Below are 19,256 nucleotides of genomic sequence, written 5' to 3'. Positions count from 1 at the left end.
ATGTGGTGCTGCAGAAGACCCCGGCCACCTTCGACGTGTCGGTGTGGGAGTTCTTCTGGCCCTTGCAGGTCGGTGCGCGCCTGGTGGTGGCGCGACCGGACGGACATCGCGACCCGGCCTATCTGGCCGAGGTCATCGTGCGCGAGGGCGTGACGGTCATTCACTTCGTGCCGTCCATGCTCGCGGTCTTCGTCGGCGAGCCGGCCGCGGCCGAATGCACCGGTCTGCGCAACGTCTTCGCCTCGGGTGAGGCGCTGCCCGGCACCACCGCACAGCAGTTGCGCCGCCTGACCGGCGCGCGCCTGCACAACCTCTACGGCCCGACCGAGGCCGCGGTCGACGTCACCTATCACGAGGTCGTCGACGCGGATGCGGCGTCGGTGCCGATCGGTGCGCCGGTGTTCAACACCCAGGTCTACGTGCTGGACGCGCGGCTGCAGCCGGTTCCGGTGGGTGTCGCGGGTGAGCTGTATCTGGCGGGCGCACAGCTGGCCCGCGGATATGTGGCGCGGCCGGATCTTTCCGCGGACCGCTTCGTGGCCAATCCGTTCGGGGCCGGTGAGCGGATGTACCGCACCGGTGACCTGGTGGTCTGGACCGAATCCGGTGAGCTCGAATACCTCGGCCGCACCGACTTCCAGGTGAAGGTGCGCGGCCTGCGCATCGAACTCGGGGAGATCGAATCCGCGCTGACCGCCGTCGCATCGGTGGGGCAGGCCGTGGTGGTGGTGCGCTCCGACGATCGCACCGGCGATCAGCTGGTCGCCTACCTGATCGCCGCCCCGGGCGCCGAGATCGCGGTCGACGCGGTGAAATCCGCGCTGGCCGAACAACTTCCGGCGTACATGGTGCCGGCGGCCTTCGTGGTGCTCGACAGCTTCCCGCTCAACGCCTCCGGCAAATTGGACCGCAAGGCGCTACCGGCGCCGACCTTCGCGGCCAAGGTGTTCCGCGCGCCCAGCACCTCGGTGGAACAGTCCGTCGCCGACGTGATCGCCGAAATCCTCGGCCTGGACCGCGTGGGCCTGGACGACGACTTCTTCGAACTGGGCGGCAACTCGCTGCTCGCCACCCAGGTCGCGGCCCGGCTGGGCGCGGCGCTCGACACCGAGGTCGGGGTCCGCACCCTGTTCGAGGCCTCCACGGTCGCGGCGCTGGCCGCGCGACTGGAAACCCAAGCGGGACAGGGCGGCCGGCTCGCGCTGACCGCGCAGCCGCGGCCCGAGCCCGTCGCGCTCCCGGACGGCGAGACCGCGCAACTGGTCCCGCTCTCGCCCGCTCAGCAGCGGATGTGGTTCCTCAACCGGTTCGACAACCGCACCGCGGTCAACAACATCCCGGTCGCGATCCGGCTGACCGGCGCGCTGGACCGCGAGGCCTTCGCCGCGGCCGTGCGCGACGTGGTCGCGCGGCACGAATCGCTGCGCACCGTGTACCCGGAGATCGCCGGTGACGGCTACCAGCGGGTGCTGTCCGCGCAGGCCGCCGGTGTCGAACTCGCCACCGAGACGGTGGACGCCGGCGATGTGCCCGCGCGCGTGGCGGAATTGGTCAATGTCTTCTTCGACGTGACCGCCGAGGTCCCGTTCCGGGCCACCCTGCTCGAGGTCGGCCCGCACGAGCACGTGGTCGTGCTGGTCATGCACCACATCGCCGGGGACGGCTTCTCGCTGCGCCCGCTGCTGCGTGATGTGGTCGCCGCCTACTCCGAGCGCTCGCGCGGCGAGTCCCCGCAGTGGGCGCCGCTGCCGGTGCAGTACGCGGATTACGCGCTGTGGCAGCGCGAGGTGCTCGGCGCCGAGGGCGATCCGGAATCGGTCGCGGCTCGCCAGATCGCCTACTGGACCGAGCAATTGCGCGATCTGCCCGAGCAGATCGAGTTGCCGGCCGATCGCCCGCGCCCGGAGATCGCCACCAATGCCGGTGCGACACACGAGTTCTCGATCGACGCCGACCTGCACGCACGGCTCACCGAGTACGCGCGCGCCCACGGCGTGACGCTGTTCATGCTGATGCACGCGGCGCTGGCCACCTGGGCGGCGCGGCTGTCGGGCAGCACCGACGTCGCCATCGGCACGCCGATCGCGGGTCGCGGTGAACGCGCACTCGACGACCTCATCGGCATGTTCGTCAACACGCTCGTGCTGCGCACTCCGGTGCGCCCGGATGCCACGTTCGCGGAGTTGCTCGGCGAGGTGCGCCGGACCGACCTGGCCGCCTTCGCCAACGCCGACGTGCCGTTCGAGCGGCTGGTGGACGTGCTCAGCCCGGTGCGTTCCCAGGCGCATCATCCGCTGTTCCAGGTCGCGTTGACCTTCGAGGCCACCGGACAGCGCGACGCCACCACGGCCGCCCTGCCCGGCCTGGATCTCGCGGTCGTCGACGCCGATCCGGGAATGGCGAAATTCGATATCCAGCTGACCGTCGGCGATGCCGCCGACGGCGCGGGGCTGGCCCTGTCGTGGACCTACGCCACCGATCTGTTCGATCCGGAGACCGTCGCCGCCTTCTCCGACCGCCTGCTGCGGATCCTGCGCAGTGTCACCGAGGGCAGTGTCGCCGAAGACGCCACCGCGGTGGTGGGCGATATCGATCTGCTCGGCGAGGGCGAACGCCTGGACGTCTCGCAGCGCTGGGTCTCGGCCGGCGAGGACGGCGGCGCCGGGCGGTTCGCCGACCGGGCCGTGACGCTGTCGGATCTGTTCGACGCCGCGGTCGCCGAGCACGGCGACCGGGTGGCGGCGAAGTTCGGCGCCGATCAGCTCACCTACGCGGAACTGGATCGGCGCGCGAACCAGTTGGCGCGCAGGCTGATCGCCGACGGCGCCGGACCCGAGACGCTGGTCGCGGTGGTGCTGCCGCGCTCGCTGGATCTGGTCGTCGCCCTGCTGGCGGTCGTCAAGTCCGGCGCGGGATACGTGCCGATCGATCCGAGCTATCCGGCCGAACGCATCGCCTACGTGCTCGCGGATTCGCGTCCGGCCGGGGTGATCGTGGACGGCGGCACCGAGGTGGAGCTGCCGACCGGCCTGCCGACCGTGCTGATGGACGGATTCGGCGCGGAGACACCGGAATTGGTGGACGCGGGTGAGGGCCCGATCACCGATGCCGATCGCAACGCGCCGCTGTCGGCGAGCAATATCGCCTACGTCATCTACACCTCCGGCTCGACCGGCCGCCCCAAGGGTGTGGCGGTCGCGCACCGGAACGTGGTGCGGCTGTTCGGCAACACCGATCGCGAGTTCGGTTTCGGCGCCGACGACGTGTGGACGATGTTCCACTCCTTCGCCTTCGACTTCTCGGTGTGGGAGATCTGGGGTCCGCTGCTGTTCGGCGGCACGCTGGTCGTGGTCGACTACTACACCTCGCGCTCGCCCGAGCAGTTCCTGGAACTGCTGCGCCGCGAACGGGTGACGGTGCTCAACCAGACCCCCTCGGCGTTCTATCAGCTGGCCGAGGCCGATCGCCTGGCCGGTGGCCGGCCGCTGGCCCTGCGCTATGTGGTCTTCGGCGGTGAGGCGCTCGAGCTGCGCCGGCTCGCGGACTGGGTGGCCCGCCACGGCGACACGGCGCCGCGACTGGTCAACATGTACGGCATCACCGAGACCACGGTGCACGTCTCGCATCGGGTGCTCGATGCCGAAACCATCGCCGCGGCAACGGGTTCGGTGGTCGGCCGGGCCATCGCCGGACTGCGGGTGTACGTACTCGACGACCGGCTGCATCCGGTTCCGGTCGGCGTCGCCGGCGAGATGTATGTCGCCGGTCCGCAGTTGGCGCGCGGCTATCTGGGCCGCCCGGATCTGACCGCGGCCCGCTTCGTCGCCGATCCGCTGGGTGAGCCCGGGACGCTGCTGTACCGCTCCGGTGACGTGGCGCGCTGGAACCGCTTCGGGGAACTCGAATATCTGGGCCGCGCCGATGATCAGGTCAAGGTGCGCGGTTTCCGCATCGAACTCGGCGAGATCGAGGCCGCGGTGCTGGCCCAGCCGGGGATCGCGCAGGCCGCGGTCGTCGTGCGCGAGGACCAGCCGGGCGACCAGCGCATCGTCGCCTATGTGGTGCCCCCGGCCGGACAGACCGAACCGGCGCTGGACGTCGTGCGCGACGGTGCGGCCGAACGACTGCCCGCGTACATGGTGCCCTCGGCGTTCGTGGTGCTGGACCGCATTCCGCTGACCGTCAACGGCAAACTGGACCGTCGCGCCCTGCCCGCCCCCGCGGTGCAGTCGCGCGCCTTCCGGGCCGCCGAGACTCCGGTCCAGGAGATCGTGGCCGCGGTCTTCGCCGAGGTGCTCGACGTGGAACGGGTCGGGCTCGACGACGACTTCTTCGATCTGGGCGGCAACTCGCTCATCGCCACCCGCGTCGTCTCCCGTATCGGGGCCGCGCTGGGCACGACGGTCGGTGTGCGCGCGCTGTTCGAGGCCTCGACCGTGGAGTCGCTGGCCGCGCGGCTGGAAACGCACACCGGCGGCGAGGCGCGCCCGCGCCTGATCGCCCGCGCGCGCGCCGCCGCGGAACCGGTGCCGCTGTCGTTCGCACAGCAGCGCATGTGGTTCCTGAACCAGTACGACACCTCCTCGGCGGCCTACAACCTGCCGCTGGTGGTCCGGCTCTCCGGTGAACTCGACACGGCCGCATTGGAATTGGCCGTCTTCGACGTGGTGCGCCGGCACGAGTCGCTGCGCACCCGCTACCCGGAGCACGGCGGCACGCCGATGCAGTTGGTGGTGCCGGCCGAGCAGATCGTGCTGGATCTGCGCGCCTACCCGGTCTCGGATGCCGATCTGACCACCGCGGTGACCGATTTCGCGTCCGCGGGATTCGATGTCGCCGAACAGGTTCCGCTGCGCGCCCGGCTGTTCCAGGTGCACAGCGACGAACACGTGCTGGTCGTGGTCGTGCACCACATCGCCGCCGACGGGTTCTCGATGACCCCGCTTGCCCGCGACGTGATGACCGCCTACACCGCCCGCACCCAGGGCAGTGCCCCCGGCTGGGCGCCGCTCGAGGTGCAGTACGCCGATTTCGCGATCTGGCAGCGCGAGGTGCTGGGCTCGGAGGACGATCCGCAGTCGCTGCTGGCCGGCCAGGTCGACTACTGGCAGCGCTCGCTGTCCGGAATTCCGGAAGAGCTCACCCTGCCCGCCGACCGCCCGCGCCCGGCGATCGCCTCGCTGCGCGGTGCAGAACTGCATCGCACTCTGACGCCCGAGCTGATCGGCGCACTGGAAGGCGTTGCGCGCGAACAGGGTTCGTCGCTGTTCATGGTGATGCACGCGGCCCTGGCCGTCCTGCTGGGACATCTGTCGGGTACCGAGGACATCGCCGTCGGCACCCCGATCGCCGGCCGCGGTGAAGCCGCGCTCGACGATCTGGTCGGCATGTTCGTCAACACCCTGGTGCTGCGGACCGGCATCGACCCCGACGAGTCGTTCACCGGACTGCTGGAGCGGGTCCGCCACACCGACCTCGAGGCCTTCGGCAATGCCGACGTGCCGTTCGAGCGGCTGGTGGAACTGCTGGCGCCGGAGCGCTCGCAGGCCCGCAACCCGCTGTTCCAGGTGATGCTGGCCTTCCAGAACCTCGACCGCGCGAGCCTCGAGCTGCCGGGCCTGACCGTGTCCACGGTCGAGCGCGAGGAGAACATCGCCCGCTTCGACCTGCAGTTCACGCTGTCGGAACGGGTCGGCGACGCCGACGGTGCGGCCGCCAACGGCATGGCGCTGAACCTCGTCTACGCCACCGATCTGTTCGACGAGCAGACCGCCTCGGAAATCGCCGATCGCTGGATCCGGGTGCTGCGGGCGGTGGCCACCGATCCGCGCATCGCCGTCGGCGCGGTCGACATCCTCGAGGCGTCCGAACGCGCGGACCTGCTCGCGCGCACGGGCGGCCCGGCGATCGCGGCGGCGACCCTGCCGCAGCTGCTGGCCGAGGCCGCGGGCCGCGACCCGCAGGCTCCCGCGGTGATCGCCGACGGGCGCACCCTCACCTACCGGGAACTCGACGAGCGGTCGAACCGCTTGGCGCGCTTGCTGATCGAACGCGGGATCGGCACCGAGGACCTGGTCGCGGTGGCCGTGCCGCGCTCGGCCGAGAGCTATCTGGCCGAATGGGCGGTGACCAAGTCGGGTGCGGCGTTCGTGCCGATCGACCCCGCGTACCCGGCCGACCGCATCGACCACATGGTCACCGATTCGGGTTCGCCCGTCGGCCTGACCGTGGCCTCGGTGCGCGACGATCTGCCGGAGTCGGTGGACTGGCTGGTTCTCGACGAGCTCGACATCGACGGTTACGACGCCGCCGCGATCACCGACGCCGACCGGGTGCGCCCGCTGCGTGTCGAGCATCCGGCCTACGTCATCTACACCTCCGGTTCCACCGGTGTGCCCAAGGGCGTGGTGGTCACCCACGCCGGCCTGGCGAACTTCCGCGCCGAACAGAACGAGCGCTACCGGCTCGATGCCGATTCGCGCGCACTGCATTTCGCCTCGCCCAGCTTCGACGCCTCGATTCTGGAGTTCCTGCTCGCCGTCGGTGCGGGCGGTGCGCTGGTCGTGGTGCCGCCGGGCACCTACGGCGGCAGCGAACTCGGTGAGCTGATCGCCCGTGAGGGCGTCACCCACGCCCTGATCACCCCGTCCGTGCTGGCCACCCTCGATCCCGCCGATCTGGCCGGGATGCGGGTCGTCATCGCCGGTGGTGAGGCGGTTACCGCCGAGCAGGTCGCCAAGTGGTCGGTGACCCCGGACGGGTCGCCGCGCCGGTTCCACAACGCCTACGGCCCGACCGAGGCGACCATCGCCACCAACATCAGCGATCCGCTGGCCGCGGGCGATCCGGTCACCATCGGCGGCCCGATCCGCGGTATGCAGTCGCTCGTCCTCGACGCCCGGTTGCGGCCGGTTCCGGTGGGTGTCGCGGGTGAGCTGTATCTGTCCGGTGTGCAGCTGGCCCGCGGCTATCACGCGCGGGCGAGCCTGACCGCCGAACGCTTCGTGGCCAACCCCTACGCACCCGGACAGCGGATGTACCGCACCGGTGACGTGGTGCGGTGGAACCACACCGGCGAGGTCGAATACGTCGGCCGTTCCGACTTCCAGGTCAAGGTGCGCGGTTTCCGCATCGAACTGGGTGAGATCGACGCCGCGCTCACCGCTCACGATTCCGTCGATTTCGCGGTGACGGTGGGTCACACCCGCGGCGCGGGCGCCACCTCGCTGGTGTCGTACGTCGTCGCGGTCCCGGGCGCGTCGATCGACGTCGCGGATGTGACGGCGCATCTGGAACAGCGCCTGCCCGGCTACATGGTGCCGTCCTCGATCATGGTCATCGACCGGGTGCCGCTGACCCCGGCCGGCAAGCTCGATCGCAAGGCGCTGCCGGAACCGGAGTTCGCCACCGATACCACCTTCCGCGCACCGCGCACGCCGGTGGAGCAGGCCATCGCCGAGGTGTTCGCCGAGGTGCTGGGCATCGAACGCGTCGGCGTCGACGATTCCTTCTTCGCGCTGGGCGGCGATTCGATCGTCTCCATCCAGCTGGTGTCGCGGGCCAAGGCGCGCGGCGTGGTGTTCAGCCCGCGCGACGTCTTCGAACAGCGCACCGTGTCCGGACTGGCGATGGTCGCCGAATCCGCTGCGGGACAGGGTGATTCGGTGCCGGTGCTGGCCGAGCTGCCCGGCGGCGGCGTCGGCACCATGCCGCTGACTCCGGTGGCCCGGTTCATGGTGGAGCGGTCGGGTTCGTTCGGCCGGTTCCATCAGGCGCTGGCCCTGGAACTGCCGATCGGCATCGACCGGGCCGGGGTGCTGGCCACCGTCGCCGCCGTCGTGGATCGCCACGACATGCTGCGGGCGCGGCTGCGCCGGCACGCGGGTGCGGAATGGATCGTGGAGACCGCCGCACCGGGCAGCGTCGATGTCGAGTCACTGCTCGATCACACCGAATTCGACGCCGCCGCAACCGATTCGGAACTGTTCGAGATCGCGACCACGGCCCTGGACGCGAGCCTGGACCGGCTCGATCCGGAGGCCGGTGTGGTCGTGCGCTTCGCCTGGCTGGAGCCCTCGGCCGCCGACCGGGCCGGACGCCTGATCGTGGCCGCCCACCACCTCGTCATCGACGGTGTGTCGTGGCGCATCCTGGTGCCCGACTTCGTCACCGCCTGGGGACAGCTCTCGGCAGGGCAGACCCCCGAGCTGGCCGCGCCGCCGACCAGCATGCGCACCTGGTCGCATGCGCTCGAGCGCGCCGCCGCCGACCGCGATGCCGAACTCGACTGGTGGCGTGCGGTCGTCGACGGCCCGGACCCGCTGCTCACCGAGCGGCCGTTCGATCCCGCCGTCGATGTGGCCGGGGTCGCCGGCAAGGTCGAGGTCGAGGTCTCGCCGGAGGTCACCAAGTCCCTGCTGACCGCGGTGCCGGCGCTCTACCACGGCGGAATCAACGACGGCCTGCTGGCCGCGCTGGTGCTGGCCGTCGCGAAATGGCGTGCCGCGCACGCCGGTTCGGACGACCGGGCCGACAGTGCGCTGGTGCGCCTCGAGGGTCACGGCCGCGAAGAGGACGTCGTGCCGGGCGCGGATCTGTCCCGCACGGTCGGCTGGTTCACCGCGATCTTCCCGGTCCGCTTCGACCTGTCGGGTCTCGACATCGACGCGGCGCTGACCGGCGGCCCGGCGATGGGCCGGGTCGTGAAGGCGGTCAAGGAACAGCTGCTGGCCGTGCCCGACAAGGGCCTGGGCTACGGCATGCTGCGCTACCTGAACCCGCGCACGGCCAACCAGCTGCCCGAGCAGATGCCGGGCCAGGTCAGCTTCAACTACCTGGGCCGGGTCTCCGACAACGCGGTGCCCGAGGCGCTGCGCGGTTTCGGCTGGATTCCCGCCCCGGAACTCGGCGAACTGGCCGGCGACTACGACGCCGACATGCCGGCGATGGCGCCGCTGGACATCAACGCCATCGTCGTCGGCGACCGGCTGACCGCGCGGATCGGCTATCCGACCACGCTGCTCGACGCCGACGCCGTGCGCGAATTCGGCGAACTGTGGACGCGGGCGCTGGAAGCTGTTGCGCGACACGCGGAATCGGCCGGTGCGGGCGGGCACACCCCGTCGGACTTCCCGCTGGTGCGCGTCGGCCAGAGCGATATCGAGGGCTGGGAGCGGCGCTTCGGTGAGATCTCGCAGGTGTGGCCGCTGTCCTCGCTGCAGGCCGGTCTGCTGTTCCACGCCGAACTGGCCGCCGCCTCCGTCGACGTCTACACCGGTCAGGCCGTTCTCGACCTCACCGGCCGCGTCGATCCGGCCCGGTTGCGCAGTGCCGCACAGGCTCTGATCGATCGGTACGAGACGCTGCGCACGGCCTTCGTCACCGACGCGCAAGGGCATCCGGTGCAGGTCGTGCTGGACGGCGTGCGGGCGACGTGGGCCGAACACGACCGCCGCGAGACCGGCGAGGCCGCGGATCTGATCGAGGCCGACCGGACCCGCCGCTTCGACCTGGCCGCGCCGCCGCTGATCCGGTTCACCCTGATCCGGGTGGCCGAGCAGCGCTGGTCGCTGGTCGTCTCGAACCACCACATCCTGCTCGACGGCTGGTCGATGCCGCTGCTCATGCGGGATCTGCTGGTGCTCTACGCCACGCACGCCGACTCCGGCGCGCTGCCCGCGGTGCGCTCCTACCGGCATTTCCTGGAATGGGTTGCCCAGCAGGATCATTCGGCCTCGCTGGCGGCGTGGACCGATGCCCTCGCCGGCATCTCCGAGCCGACCCTGCTGGCGCGTCCCGATGCCGGTCGCGAGATCACCGCGCTGTCGGACGAGTACGTCTTCGAACTCGACACCGCGCAGACCGCCCGGCTGACCGAATTCGCCGCGCGACTGGGCGTCACCGCCAACACCGTGCTGCAGACGGCCTGGGGCATCGTCCTGGGCCGCATGACCGGCCGTGACGACGTGGTGTTCGGCACCACCGTCTCGGGCCGCCCGCCGGAGCTGGCGGGTGTCGAGTCCATGGTCGGCTTGTTCATCAACACCGTGCCGGTGCGGGTGCGCCTGGATGCCGCCGAATCCGCGGAGCAGCTGCTCACGCGGGTCCAGGGTGAGCAGGCGGATCTGCTCGACCACCACTACCTCGGCCTGGCCGATATCCAGGACGCGATCGGCGTCGGCGGACTGTTCGACACCCTGGTGGTGTTCGAGTCCTATCCGGTGGATGCCGAGGGCATTCAGCGCCAGGCCGCCGACATCGACGGTATGGCGGTGGCCGGACTCGAGGCCACCGACGCCACCCACTACCCGCTGAGCCTGATCGCCTCGCTGGGCTCCACCCTGCGGGTCCGGGCCGGCTATCTGCGCGACCTGTTCGACGAGAACGCGGTGCGCCGCATCGCCGACCGGCTGCTGCGGGTGCTCACCACCATCGTGGGCGAACCCGCGGTCTGCGCCGGCGATATCGAACTGCTCGAGCCCGCCGAACGTGAACTCGTGGTGTCGCAATGGAATGCGACCGACCACGAGGTCGACGGCTCGGCCACCCTGGTCTCGCTGTTCGAGGCGCAGGTCGAACGCACCCCCGACGCCACCGCGGTGAGCTTCGAGGGGACAGGTCTGTCCTACGCCGACTTCGCGGCCCGGGTGCATGCGCTGGCCCGCTGGCTGATCGAGCGCGGCGTCGGCCCGGACACCTTCGTGGCCCTCGGTATGCGGCGTTCGATCGATCTGGTGGTCGGCATGTACGCCGTGACCGCCGCCGGTGGCGCCTATGTGCCGCTGGATCCGGATCATCCGGCCGAGCGCACCGAATACATTCTGGCCACGGCGGATCCGGTCTGCGTGCTGACCTCCGGTGTCGACATCGACATCGACACCGCGCAGGTGCGCATCGACCTGCTGGACCTGTCGGGCTACGCGATCGAGCCGATCACCGACGCGGAGCGCCGCGGCCCGCTGCGCCCGGCCAACACCGCGTACGTGATCTTCACCTCCGGTTCCACCGGCCGCCCCAAGGGCGTCGCGGTGTCGCATGCGGCGATCGTCAACCGGCTGGTGTGGATGCAGGCCGAATACGGCCTCACCCCCGCCGATGTGGTGCTGCAGAAGACGCCCGCGACCTTCGACGTGTCGGTGTGGGAGTTCTTCTGGCCCTTGCAGATCGGCGCGCGGCTGGTGGTGGCGCGCCCCGACGGCCATCGCGATCCGGCCTATCTGGCCGAGGTGATCGTCGGCGAGGGCGTCACCGTGACGCACTTCGTGCCGTCGATGCTTGCGGTCTTCGTCGCCGAGGCGGCGGCCGCGCAATGCACGACGCTGCGCCTGGTCTTCGCCTCCGGTGAGGCGCTGGCGCCCAAGTCGGCGCAGCGCCTGCGCGAGCTCACCGGCGCCGCGCTGCACAACCTGTACGGCCCCACCGAGGCCGCGGTCGACGTCACTTATCACGAGGTGACCGATGCCGATGTCGATTCCGTGCCGATCGGCCGCCCCGTCTTCAACACCCGTGTCTACGTGCTGGATTCGCGTCTGCGGCCGGTTCCGGTGGGTGTCGCGGGTGAGCTGTATCTGGCGGGCGCCCAGCTCGCGCACGGCTATGTGACGCGTCCGGACCTGAGCTCGGACCGGTTCGTGGCCAACCCCTTCGCTGGGTCGGACGGGGGCAGTCCCGAGGGCCCTGCGTGGTCACGCTCCGCTACCGGCTCCGGGCCCACCGGTCCTGCCCCGGCCGGCGAGCGGATGTACCGCACCGGCGACCTGGTGGCCTGGAACGAACAGGGTGAACTGGATTACCTGGGGCGCACCGACTTCCAGGTGAAGTTGCGCGGTCTGCGCATCGAACTCGGCGAGATCGAGACGGCGCTGACCGGACTCGACGAGATCGACCGGGCCGTCGTGGTGGTCCGCGGCGACCAGCACACCGGCGATCAGCTGGTGGCGTATGTCGTTGCCACACCGGGCCTTCCGGTCGACGCCGAAGCGGTGCGCGAGGAACTGGGCCGGCAGCTGCCCGGTTACATGGTGCCCGCGCTGGTGATGGTGCTCGACGAATTCCCGCTCAACGCCTCCGGCAAGCTGGACCGCAAGGCGCTGCCCGCCCCGGTGTTCGAGGCGGCGGTGTTCCGCGCGCCGGTCACCCCGGTGGAGCAGATCGTCGCGGGCACCTTCGCCGAGGTGCTCGGCGTGGACCGGGTCGGCCTGGACGACGATTTCTTCGCCCTCGGCGGCAACTCGCTGATCGCCACCCAGGTGGCCGCGCGGTTGTCCTCGGCCCTGGATACCCAGCTGGGTGTGCGCGAGATCTTCGAGGCCTCCACCGTCGCCGGTCTGGCGGCGCGGGCCGAGACCCGTTCCGGTGCGGGCGGTCGCGCGGCGCTGGTGCCGCAGCATCGGCCCGAGCTGGTGCCGCTGTCGCTGGCGCAGCAGCGGATGTGGTTCCTCAACCGCTTCGATCCCGAATCCGCGGTGGACAACATCCCGGCCGCGGTGCGGCTGTCGGGTCTGCTGGACCGGCAGGCACTGCAGATCGCGGTCGCCGATGTGCTGGCGCGCCACGAATCACTGCGCACCCGCTACCCCGAGGTGGACGGGACCGCCTACCAGGAGATCGTGCCGACCTCGAAGGTCATCCCCGATCTCACGCCGATCGACGTCACCGAAACCGAACTGCCGCAGCGGATTTCGGAGCTGGTCGGCACCGGCTTCGACGTCACCGTCGAGGTGCCGTTCCGGGCCCGGCTGTTCGAGGTGAGCCCGACCGAACACGTGCTGGCCCTGGTGGTGCACCACATCTCCGCCGACGGCTTCTCGATGGGCCCGCTGACCCGCGACGTGATGACCGCCTACGGTGCGCGCGTCGAGGGTGGCGAACCGGCCTGGGCGCCGCTGCCGGTGCAGTACGCCGACTTCGCGCTCTGGCAGCGCGAGGTGCTCGGCCGCGAGGACGATCCGGAATCGGTGATCGCCGACCAGATCGAATACTGGCGCGACGCACTGCGCGGAGTTCCCGAACAGCTCGATCTGCCCGCCGACCGGCCGCGTCCGGCCGTCGCCTCCGGCCGCGGCGCGACGCACACCTTCCACATCGACGCCGACGTGCACGCTCGGCTCGCCGAACTGGCCCGCACTCGCGGCGCGACCATGTTCATGGTCACGCACGCGGCGCTGGCGCTGGTGCTGTCGCGGCTGAGCGGGGAGGCCGATATCGCCATCGGCACGCCGGTGGCCGGCCGCGGTGAGCGCGCGCTCGACGATCTGATCGGCATGTTCGTCAACACCCTGGTGTTGCGGACCGAGATCGACGGCGGCGCGAGCTTCACCGATCTGCTGCAGTCGGTGCGCAGCACCGATATCGCCGCCTTCGGGCATGCGGATCTCCCGTTCGAGCGGCTGGTGGAGATTCTGAACCCGGCCCGTTCGCAGGCGCGGCATCCGTTGTTCCAGGTGATGCTGTCGTTCCAGAACACCGGCCAGAACGCCCTGGAACTGCCGGGGCTGACGGTGAGCGGTGTGGAACTGCCGATCGACACCGCGAAATTCGATCTGCAGCTGGTGCTCACCGAGGAGACCGCCGAGACGGCCGACGGCGCCGTGGCGGCCGGTATCACCGCCGAATTCGTCTACGCCACCGACCTTTTCGACGGCGCGACGATCGCCGGCTTCGCCGATCGGCTGGTGCGGGTGCTGTCCGCCGTGGTCGCCGAACCGGCGGCCCGGGTGGGCGACATCGATCTGCTCGCTCCCGCCGAGGCGGCGCGGGAACTGCGCGGCTGGAACAACACCGCACGCCATCTGCCGGTGCGCCGCGAGGGTGTCACCACCCTGCTGGCCGATTTCCACGCCCAGGTCGAGCAGACCCCGGACGCGGTCGCGGTCGTCGATCCGGAGGCCGGCGTCACGCTGACCTACGCCGAATTCGCGGCGCGGGCACAGCGACTCGCGCGGTATCTGGTCGAGGCGGGGGTGGGCCCGGACGCGCGCGTGGCACTGGCCGTGCGGCGTTCGCTCGACCTCGTCGTGGCCGCCTACGCGGTGCTGGAGGCCGGTGGCGCGTACGTGCCGCTGGATCTGGAACAGCCGGGTGAACGCATCCGCTACGTGGTCGACACCGCCGCCCCGATCGCCGTGCTCACCACCGCACGCGACGGCGCGGACATCGATCGCGCGCTCGAGGGTGCCGCGACCGCCGTGCGCATCGACGAGCTGGACCTGTCCGGCTACCCGGACGGCGAACTCGACGACACCGAACGGCGTGCCCCGCTGCGGCCGGAGCACCTCGCCTACGTGATCTTCACCTCCGGCTCCACCGGACGGCCGAAGGGCGTGGCGGTCTCGCAGGCCGCGGTGGTGAACCAGATCCGCTGGATCACCGCCGAATACGGCATCGGCGCGAATGACGTGGTGCTGTTCAAGACGCCGCCGACCTTCGACGTGTCGGTGTGGGAGTTGTTCGGTGCGACCGCCACCGGCGCGCGCCTGGTGATCGCGGCGCCGGACGGCCACCGTGATCCCGGCTACCTCGCCGAGGTGATCGCGGCCCAGCAGGTCACGATGACCTCGTTCGTGCCGTCGATGCTGTCGGTGTTCTCCGACAGCGTGCACGCGGGTACGGCCGCGGAGGTGTCGTCGCTGCGCACCCTGCTGATCGCGGGTGAGGCGTTCACCGCCGACGCCGCGCAGGCCTACCGCCGCATCGGCACCGCCGAACTGCACAACCTGTACGGCCCCACCGAATTCACCGTGCACGCCACCGCGATGCCGGTCGCGGCGGATATCGCCGGCGCGGTGCCGATCGGCCTGCCGGTGTGGAACGCGCAGGCCTACATCCTGGACGCGCGGCTGCATCCGGTTCCGGCCGGTGTCGCGGGTGAGCTGTATCTGGCCGGCGCGCAGCTGGCGCGCGGCTACTTCGGCCGCACCGACCTGACCGCGGACCGCTTCGTCGCGAATCCGTTCGGCGGCAGTGGTTCCCGCATGTACCGCACCGGTGACCTGGTGCGCCGCGGCGCCGACGGCGCCATCGAATACATGGGCCGCACCGACTTCCAGGTGAAGTTGCGCGGTCTGCGCATCGAGCTCGGCGAGATCGAATCCGCGCTCACCGCACAGGATTCGGTCGCACAGGCGGTGGCCGTGGTGCGTTCCGACGAGCGGATCGGCGAACAGCTGGTCGGCTATGTCGTGCCCGCCGCCGGCGCCGGTGAGATCGATGTCGACGCGGTTCGCGCGCAGCTCGCGGCGCGGCTGCCCTCCTATATGGTTCCGGCCGCGATCGTCGTGCTCGACGCCCTGCCGCTCAGCGCGAACGGCAAGCTGGACCGGCGCGCGCTGCCCGCACCGGAATTCGAGGCACGGGAGTTCCGCGCCCCGACCACGCCGGTCGAGGAGATCGTCGCCGCCACCGTCGCCGAGGTGCTGGGCATCGACACCGACACGCGGCCGGTCGGACTCGACGACGACTTCTTCGAACTGGGTGGCAACTCGCTGATCGCCACCCAGGTGGTCGCCCGCCTGGGCCAGGCGCTGAACACCCGCATCCCGGTGCGGACCCTGTTCGAGGCGCCGACCGTGGCGGCGCTGGCCGCCCGGCTGGAGACACACGCCGGTTCCGGTGGCCGCCGCGCCCTGGTGGCGGGGCCGCGACCGGAGGAGATTCCGCTCTCGCTGGCACAGCAGCGGATGTGGTTCCTCAACCGCTTCGACACCGCCAGCGCGGTCAACAACATCCCGATGGCGGTCCGGCTCACCGGAGCGCTCGACGTCGACGCCCTGCGCGAGGCCGTCGCGGATGTGATCGAACGCCACGAGGTGCTGCGCACGGTCTACCCGGAGACCTCCGAAGGCCAGGGCGTGCAGGTGATCCTGCCGGCCGACCGCGACGCGGTGGAACTGGATGCCGAACCGGTGACCGAGGCGCAACTGCCCCAGCGCGTGCGCGAGCTGGTCCTCACCGGCTTCGACGTCACCGCCGCGGTTCCGGTGCGCGCCAAACTGTTCCGCGTCGAGCACGCGAGCGGCAACGGCGCGGGCGAGCCGGCGCCGGACTACGTGCTGGTCTTCGTCGTCCACCACATCTCCGGTGACGGCTGGTCGGTGCGGCCGCTGGCCCGCGATGTGATGCTCGCCTACGCGGCGCGCTCGCAGGGCGCCGCGCCGGGGTGGGCGCCGCTGCCGGTGCAGTACGCCGATTACGCCCTGTGGCAACGGGAAACGCTCGGTTCCGAGGACGATCCGGAATCGCTGATCGCCCAGCAGGTGTCGTACTGGTCGCAGCATCTGGCGGGTCTGCCCGAGCAGCTGGATCTGCCCGCCGACCGGCCGCGTCCCGCGGTCGCCTCGTATCGCGGTGGCGTGCACGAGTTCTCGCTCGACGCCGAGCTGGTGCGCCGGCTCAACGCGCTGGCCCGCACCCACGGCGCCAGCCTGTTCATGGTGACGCACGCGGCCTTCGCGGCGCTGCTGGCGCGGTTGTCCGGCAGTGACGATCTGGCCATCGGCACCGCCGTCGCCGGCCGTGGTGAGGCCGCGCTGGACGACGCCATCGGCATGTTCGTCAACACGCTGGTGCTGCGCAGCAGTGTCGATCCGGCGATGTCGTTCACCGAATTGCTCGCGCGCACCAAGGAATCCGATCTCGCCGCCTTCGGGCATGCGGATCTGCCGTTCGAACGGCTGGTGGAGATTCTGAATCCGGCGCGTTCGCAGGCGCGGCATCCGCTGTTCCAGGTGATGCTGTCGTTCCAGAACACCGGTGAGGCGTCGTTCGCACTGCCGGATCTCGAGGTCGGCGGCCTGCCGCTGGATGTGCTGACCGCGAAATTCGATCTGCACCTGAACCTCACCGAGCGCTTCGCCGCCGACGGTTCCGCTGCGTCCGATGCGGCGCCCGGCCCCTCCGTGGGTATGTCGGCCGAATTGGCGTACGCCACAGACATGTTCGATGCCCGGACCGTCGCGGCCTTCGCCGATCGCCTGGTCCGGATGCTGGACGCGGTGACCGCGGATCCGGCCGCCGCGCTCGGCGATATCGACCTGCTCGACGCCGTCGAACGCCGCACCATCGTCGACAACTGGAACGCCACCGCCTACGACGTCGACCGCGTCGTGCTCGGCCGGGCGGCCGGCACCGTCGCGCTGACACTGGCCTCGATGTTCGACAGGCAGGTCGAACGCGATCCCGACGAACCGGCGCTCACGTTCGAGGGGACAACTCTGTCCTACGGCGAGCTGGCGGCGCGGGTGAACCGGCTCGCTCGCCACCTGATCGAGCAGGGCGTGGGCCCGGATTCGCTGGTGGCGCTGCATATGCGGCGTTCGCTGGAACTGGTCATCGGCATGTACGCGGTGACCGTCGCCGGTGGTGGCTATGTGCCGCTGGACCCCGACCACCCGGCCGAGCGCACCGAATACGTACTGGCGACCGCGAATCCGGTCTGCGTGCTGACCACCGCGGACAGCCCGCTCGCGGCGCGGCCGGACGTGCCGGTCCTGGCGATCGACGGCCTGGAGCTGTCGGAGTACGCGGACGACCCGGTGGCCGATGCCGACCGCATCGCGCCGCTGCGGCCCGCGCACACCGCCTACGTGATCTTCACCTCCGGTTCCACCGGGCGGCCGAAGGGTGTGGCCGTCAGCCATGCCGCGATCGTGAACCGCCTGGCCTGGATGCAGGACGAGTACGACCTCTACCTCGACGACGTCGTGCTGCAGAAGACGCCCGCCACCTTCGACGTGTCGGTGTGGGAATTCTTCTGGCCGCTGCAGGTCGGTGCGCGCCTGGTCGTCGCCAAGCCCGACGGCCACCGCGATCCGGCCTATCTGGCGGAGCTGATCGACGCCGAGCGCATCACCACCGTGCACTTCGTGCCGTCGATGCTGTCGGTCTTCGTCGCCGCGCTGGACGCCTCCGGCGCCGACTGCACGACGCTGCGCCGGGTGTTCGCCTCCGGTGAGGCGCTGCCCGCGGTCACCGCCCAGCGCCTGATCGAACTGACCGGCGCCCGGCTGCACAACCTCTACGGCCCGACCGAGGCCGCGGTCGACGTCACCTATCACGAGGTGACCGAGGTCGACACCGTCGCGGTGCCGATCGGCCGCCCGGTGTGGAACACCCGTGTCTACGTGCTGGATTCGCGGTTGCACCCGGTCGCCACCGGCGTCGCGGGTGAGCTGTATCTGGCCGGTGATCAGCTGGCGCGCGGATATGTCGCGCGTGCCGATCTGACCTCGGATCGGTTCGTGGCCAACCCCTTCGGTGACGGCGAGCGGATGTACCGCACGGGTGACCTGGTGCGCTGGAACTCTTCCGGCGAACTGGAATACCTGGGCCGCACCGACTTCCAGGTGAAGTTGCGCGGTCTGCGCATCGAACTGGGTGAGATCGAATCGGCGCTGGTGGCGGTCGACGCGGTCGCGCAGGCCGTGGTGGTCGTGCGCTCCGACGACCGGCTCGGCGATCAGCTGGTCGCCTATGTGGTGCCCACGATCGGCGCCACGGTCGACGCCGACGCGGTGCGCACCGAACTCGGCGAGGCGCTGCCCGGCTACATGGTGCCCTCGGCGTTCGTGGTGCTGGACGCGTTCCCGCTCAACGCCTCCGGCAAGCTGGACCGCAAGGCGCTGCCGGCGCCGGTGTTCGAGGCCCGGCAGTTCCGCGCCCCGGCCACCCCGATCGAGGAGATCGTGGCCGGCACGTTCAGCGATGTGCTCGGCGTGACCCGCGTCGGTCTCGACGACGACTTCTTCGAACTGGGCGGCAACTCGCTGATCGCCACCCAGGTGACCGCACGTCTGGGCGCCGCGCTCGACACCCAGCTGGCGGTGCGCGATCTGTTCGAGGCGTCGACCGTCGCCGCCCTGGCCGCGCGCCTGGAGCAGGGCGCCGGAACCGGCCGGACCCGGCCGAAGCTGGTGGCCGGGCAACGGCCGCAACGGATTCCGCTCTCACCGGCGCAGCAGCGCTACTGGTTCCTCAACCAGTTCGACACCACCACCTCCGCGGTGGACAACATTCCGCTCGCGGTGCGGCTGTCGGGTGCCCTCGACGTCGCGGCCATGGAACGCGCGCTCGGTGACGTGCTGGCCCGCCACGAGGTGCTGCGCACCACCTACCCGCGTTCGGCGGACGGCCCGCACCAGGTGATCCTGCCCGCGACCGAAACCGCGCCCCCGCTGGAGCCGGTGGCGGTCGACGAGTCCGAATTGCTGGACCGCATCATCGAATTCGCGATGACCACCTTCGATGTCACCGCCGAGGTG

1 protein-coding gene (running past both ends of the window) is annotated in these 19,256 nt (G+C 70.6%); it reads left to right on the top strand.

This entire window lies inside a single protein-coding gene on the top strand: locus RJ03_RS23200, encoding a non-ribosomal peptide synthase/polyketide synthase (RefSeq protein WP_036505730.1). The 44,049-nt coding sequence extends 11,806 nt beyond the window's left edge and 12,987 nt beyond its right edge, so the window shows coding positions 11,807-31,062 (codon 3,936, partial, through codon 10,354, complete); the first complete codon in view begins at position 3. Both the start codon and the stop codon lie outside the window.

Source organism: Nocardia aobensis NBRC 100429 (assembly GCF_000308375.1).
Taxonomy (GTDB): domain Bacteria; phylum Actinomycetota; class Actinomycetes; order Mycobacteriales; family Mycobacteriaceae; genus Nocardia; species Nocardia aobensis.
This window is presented reverse-complemented; position numbering and strand designations above follow the sequence as displayed.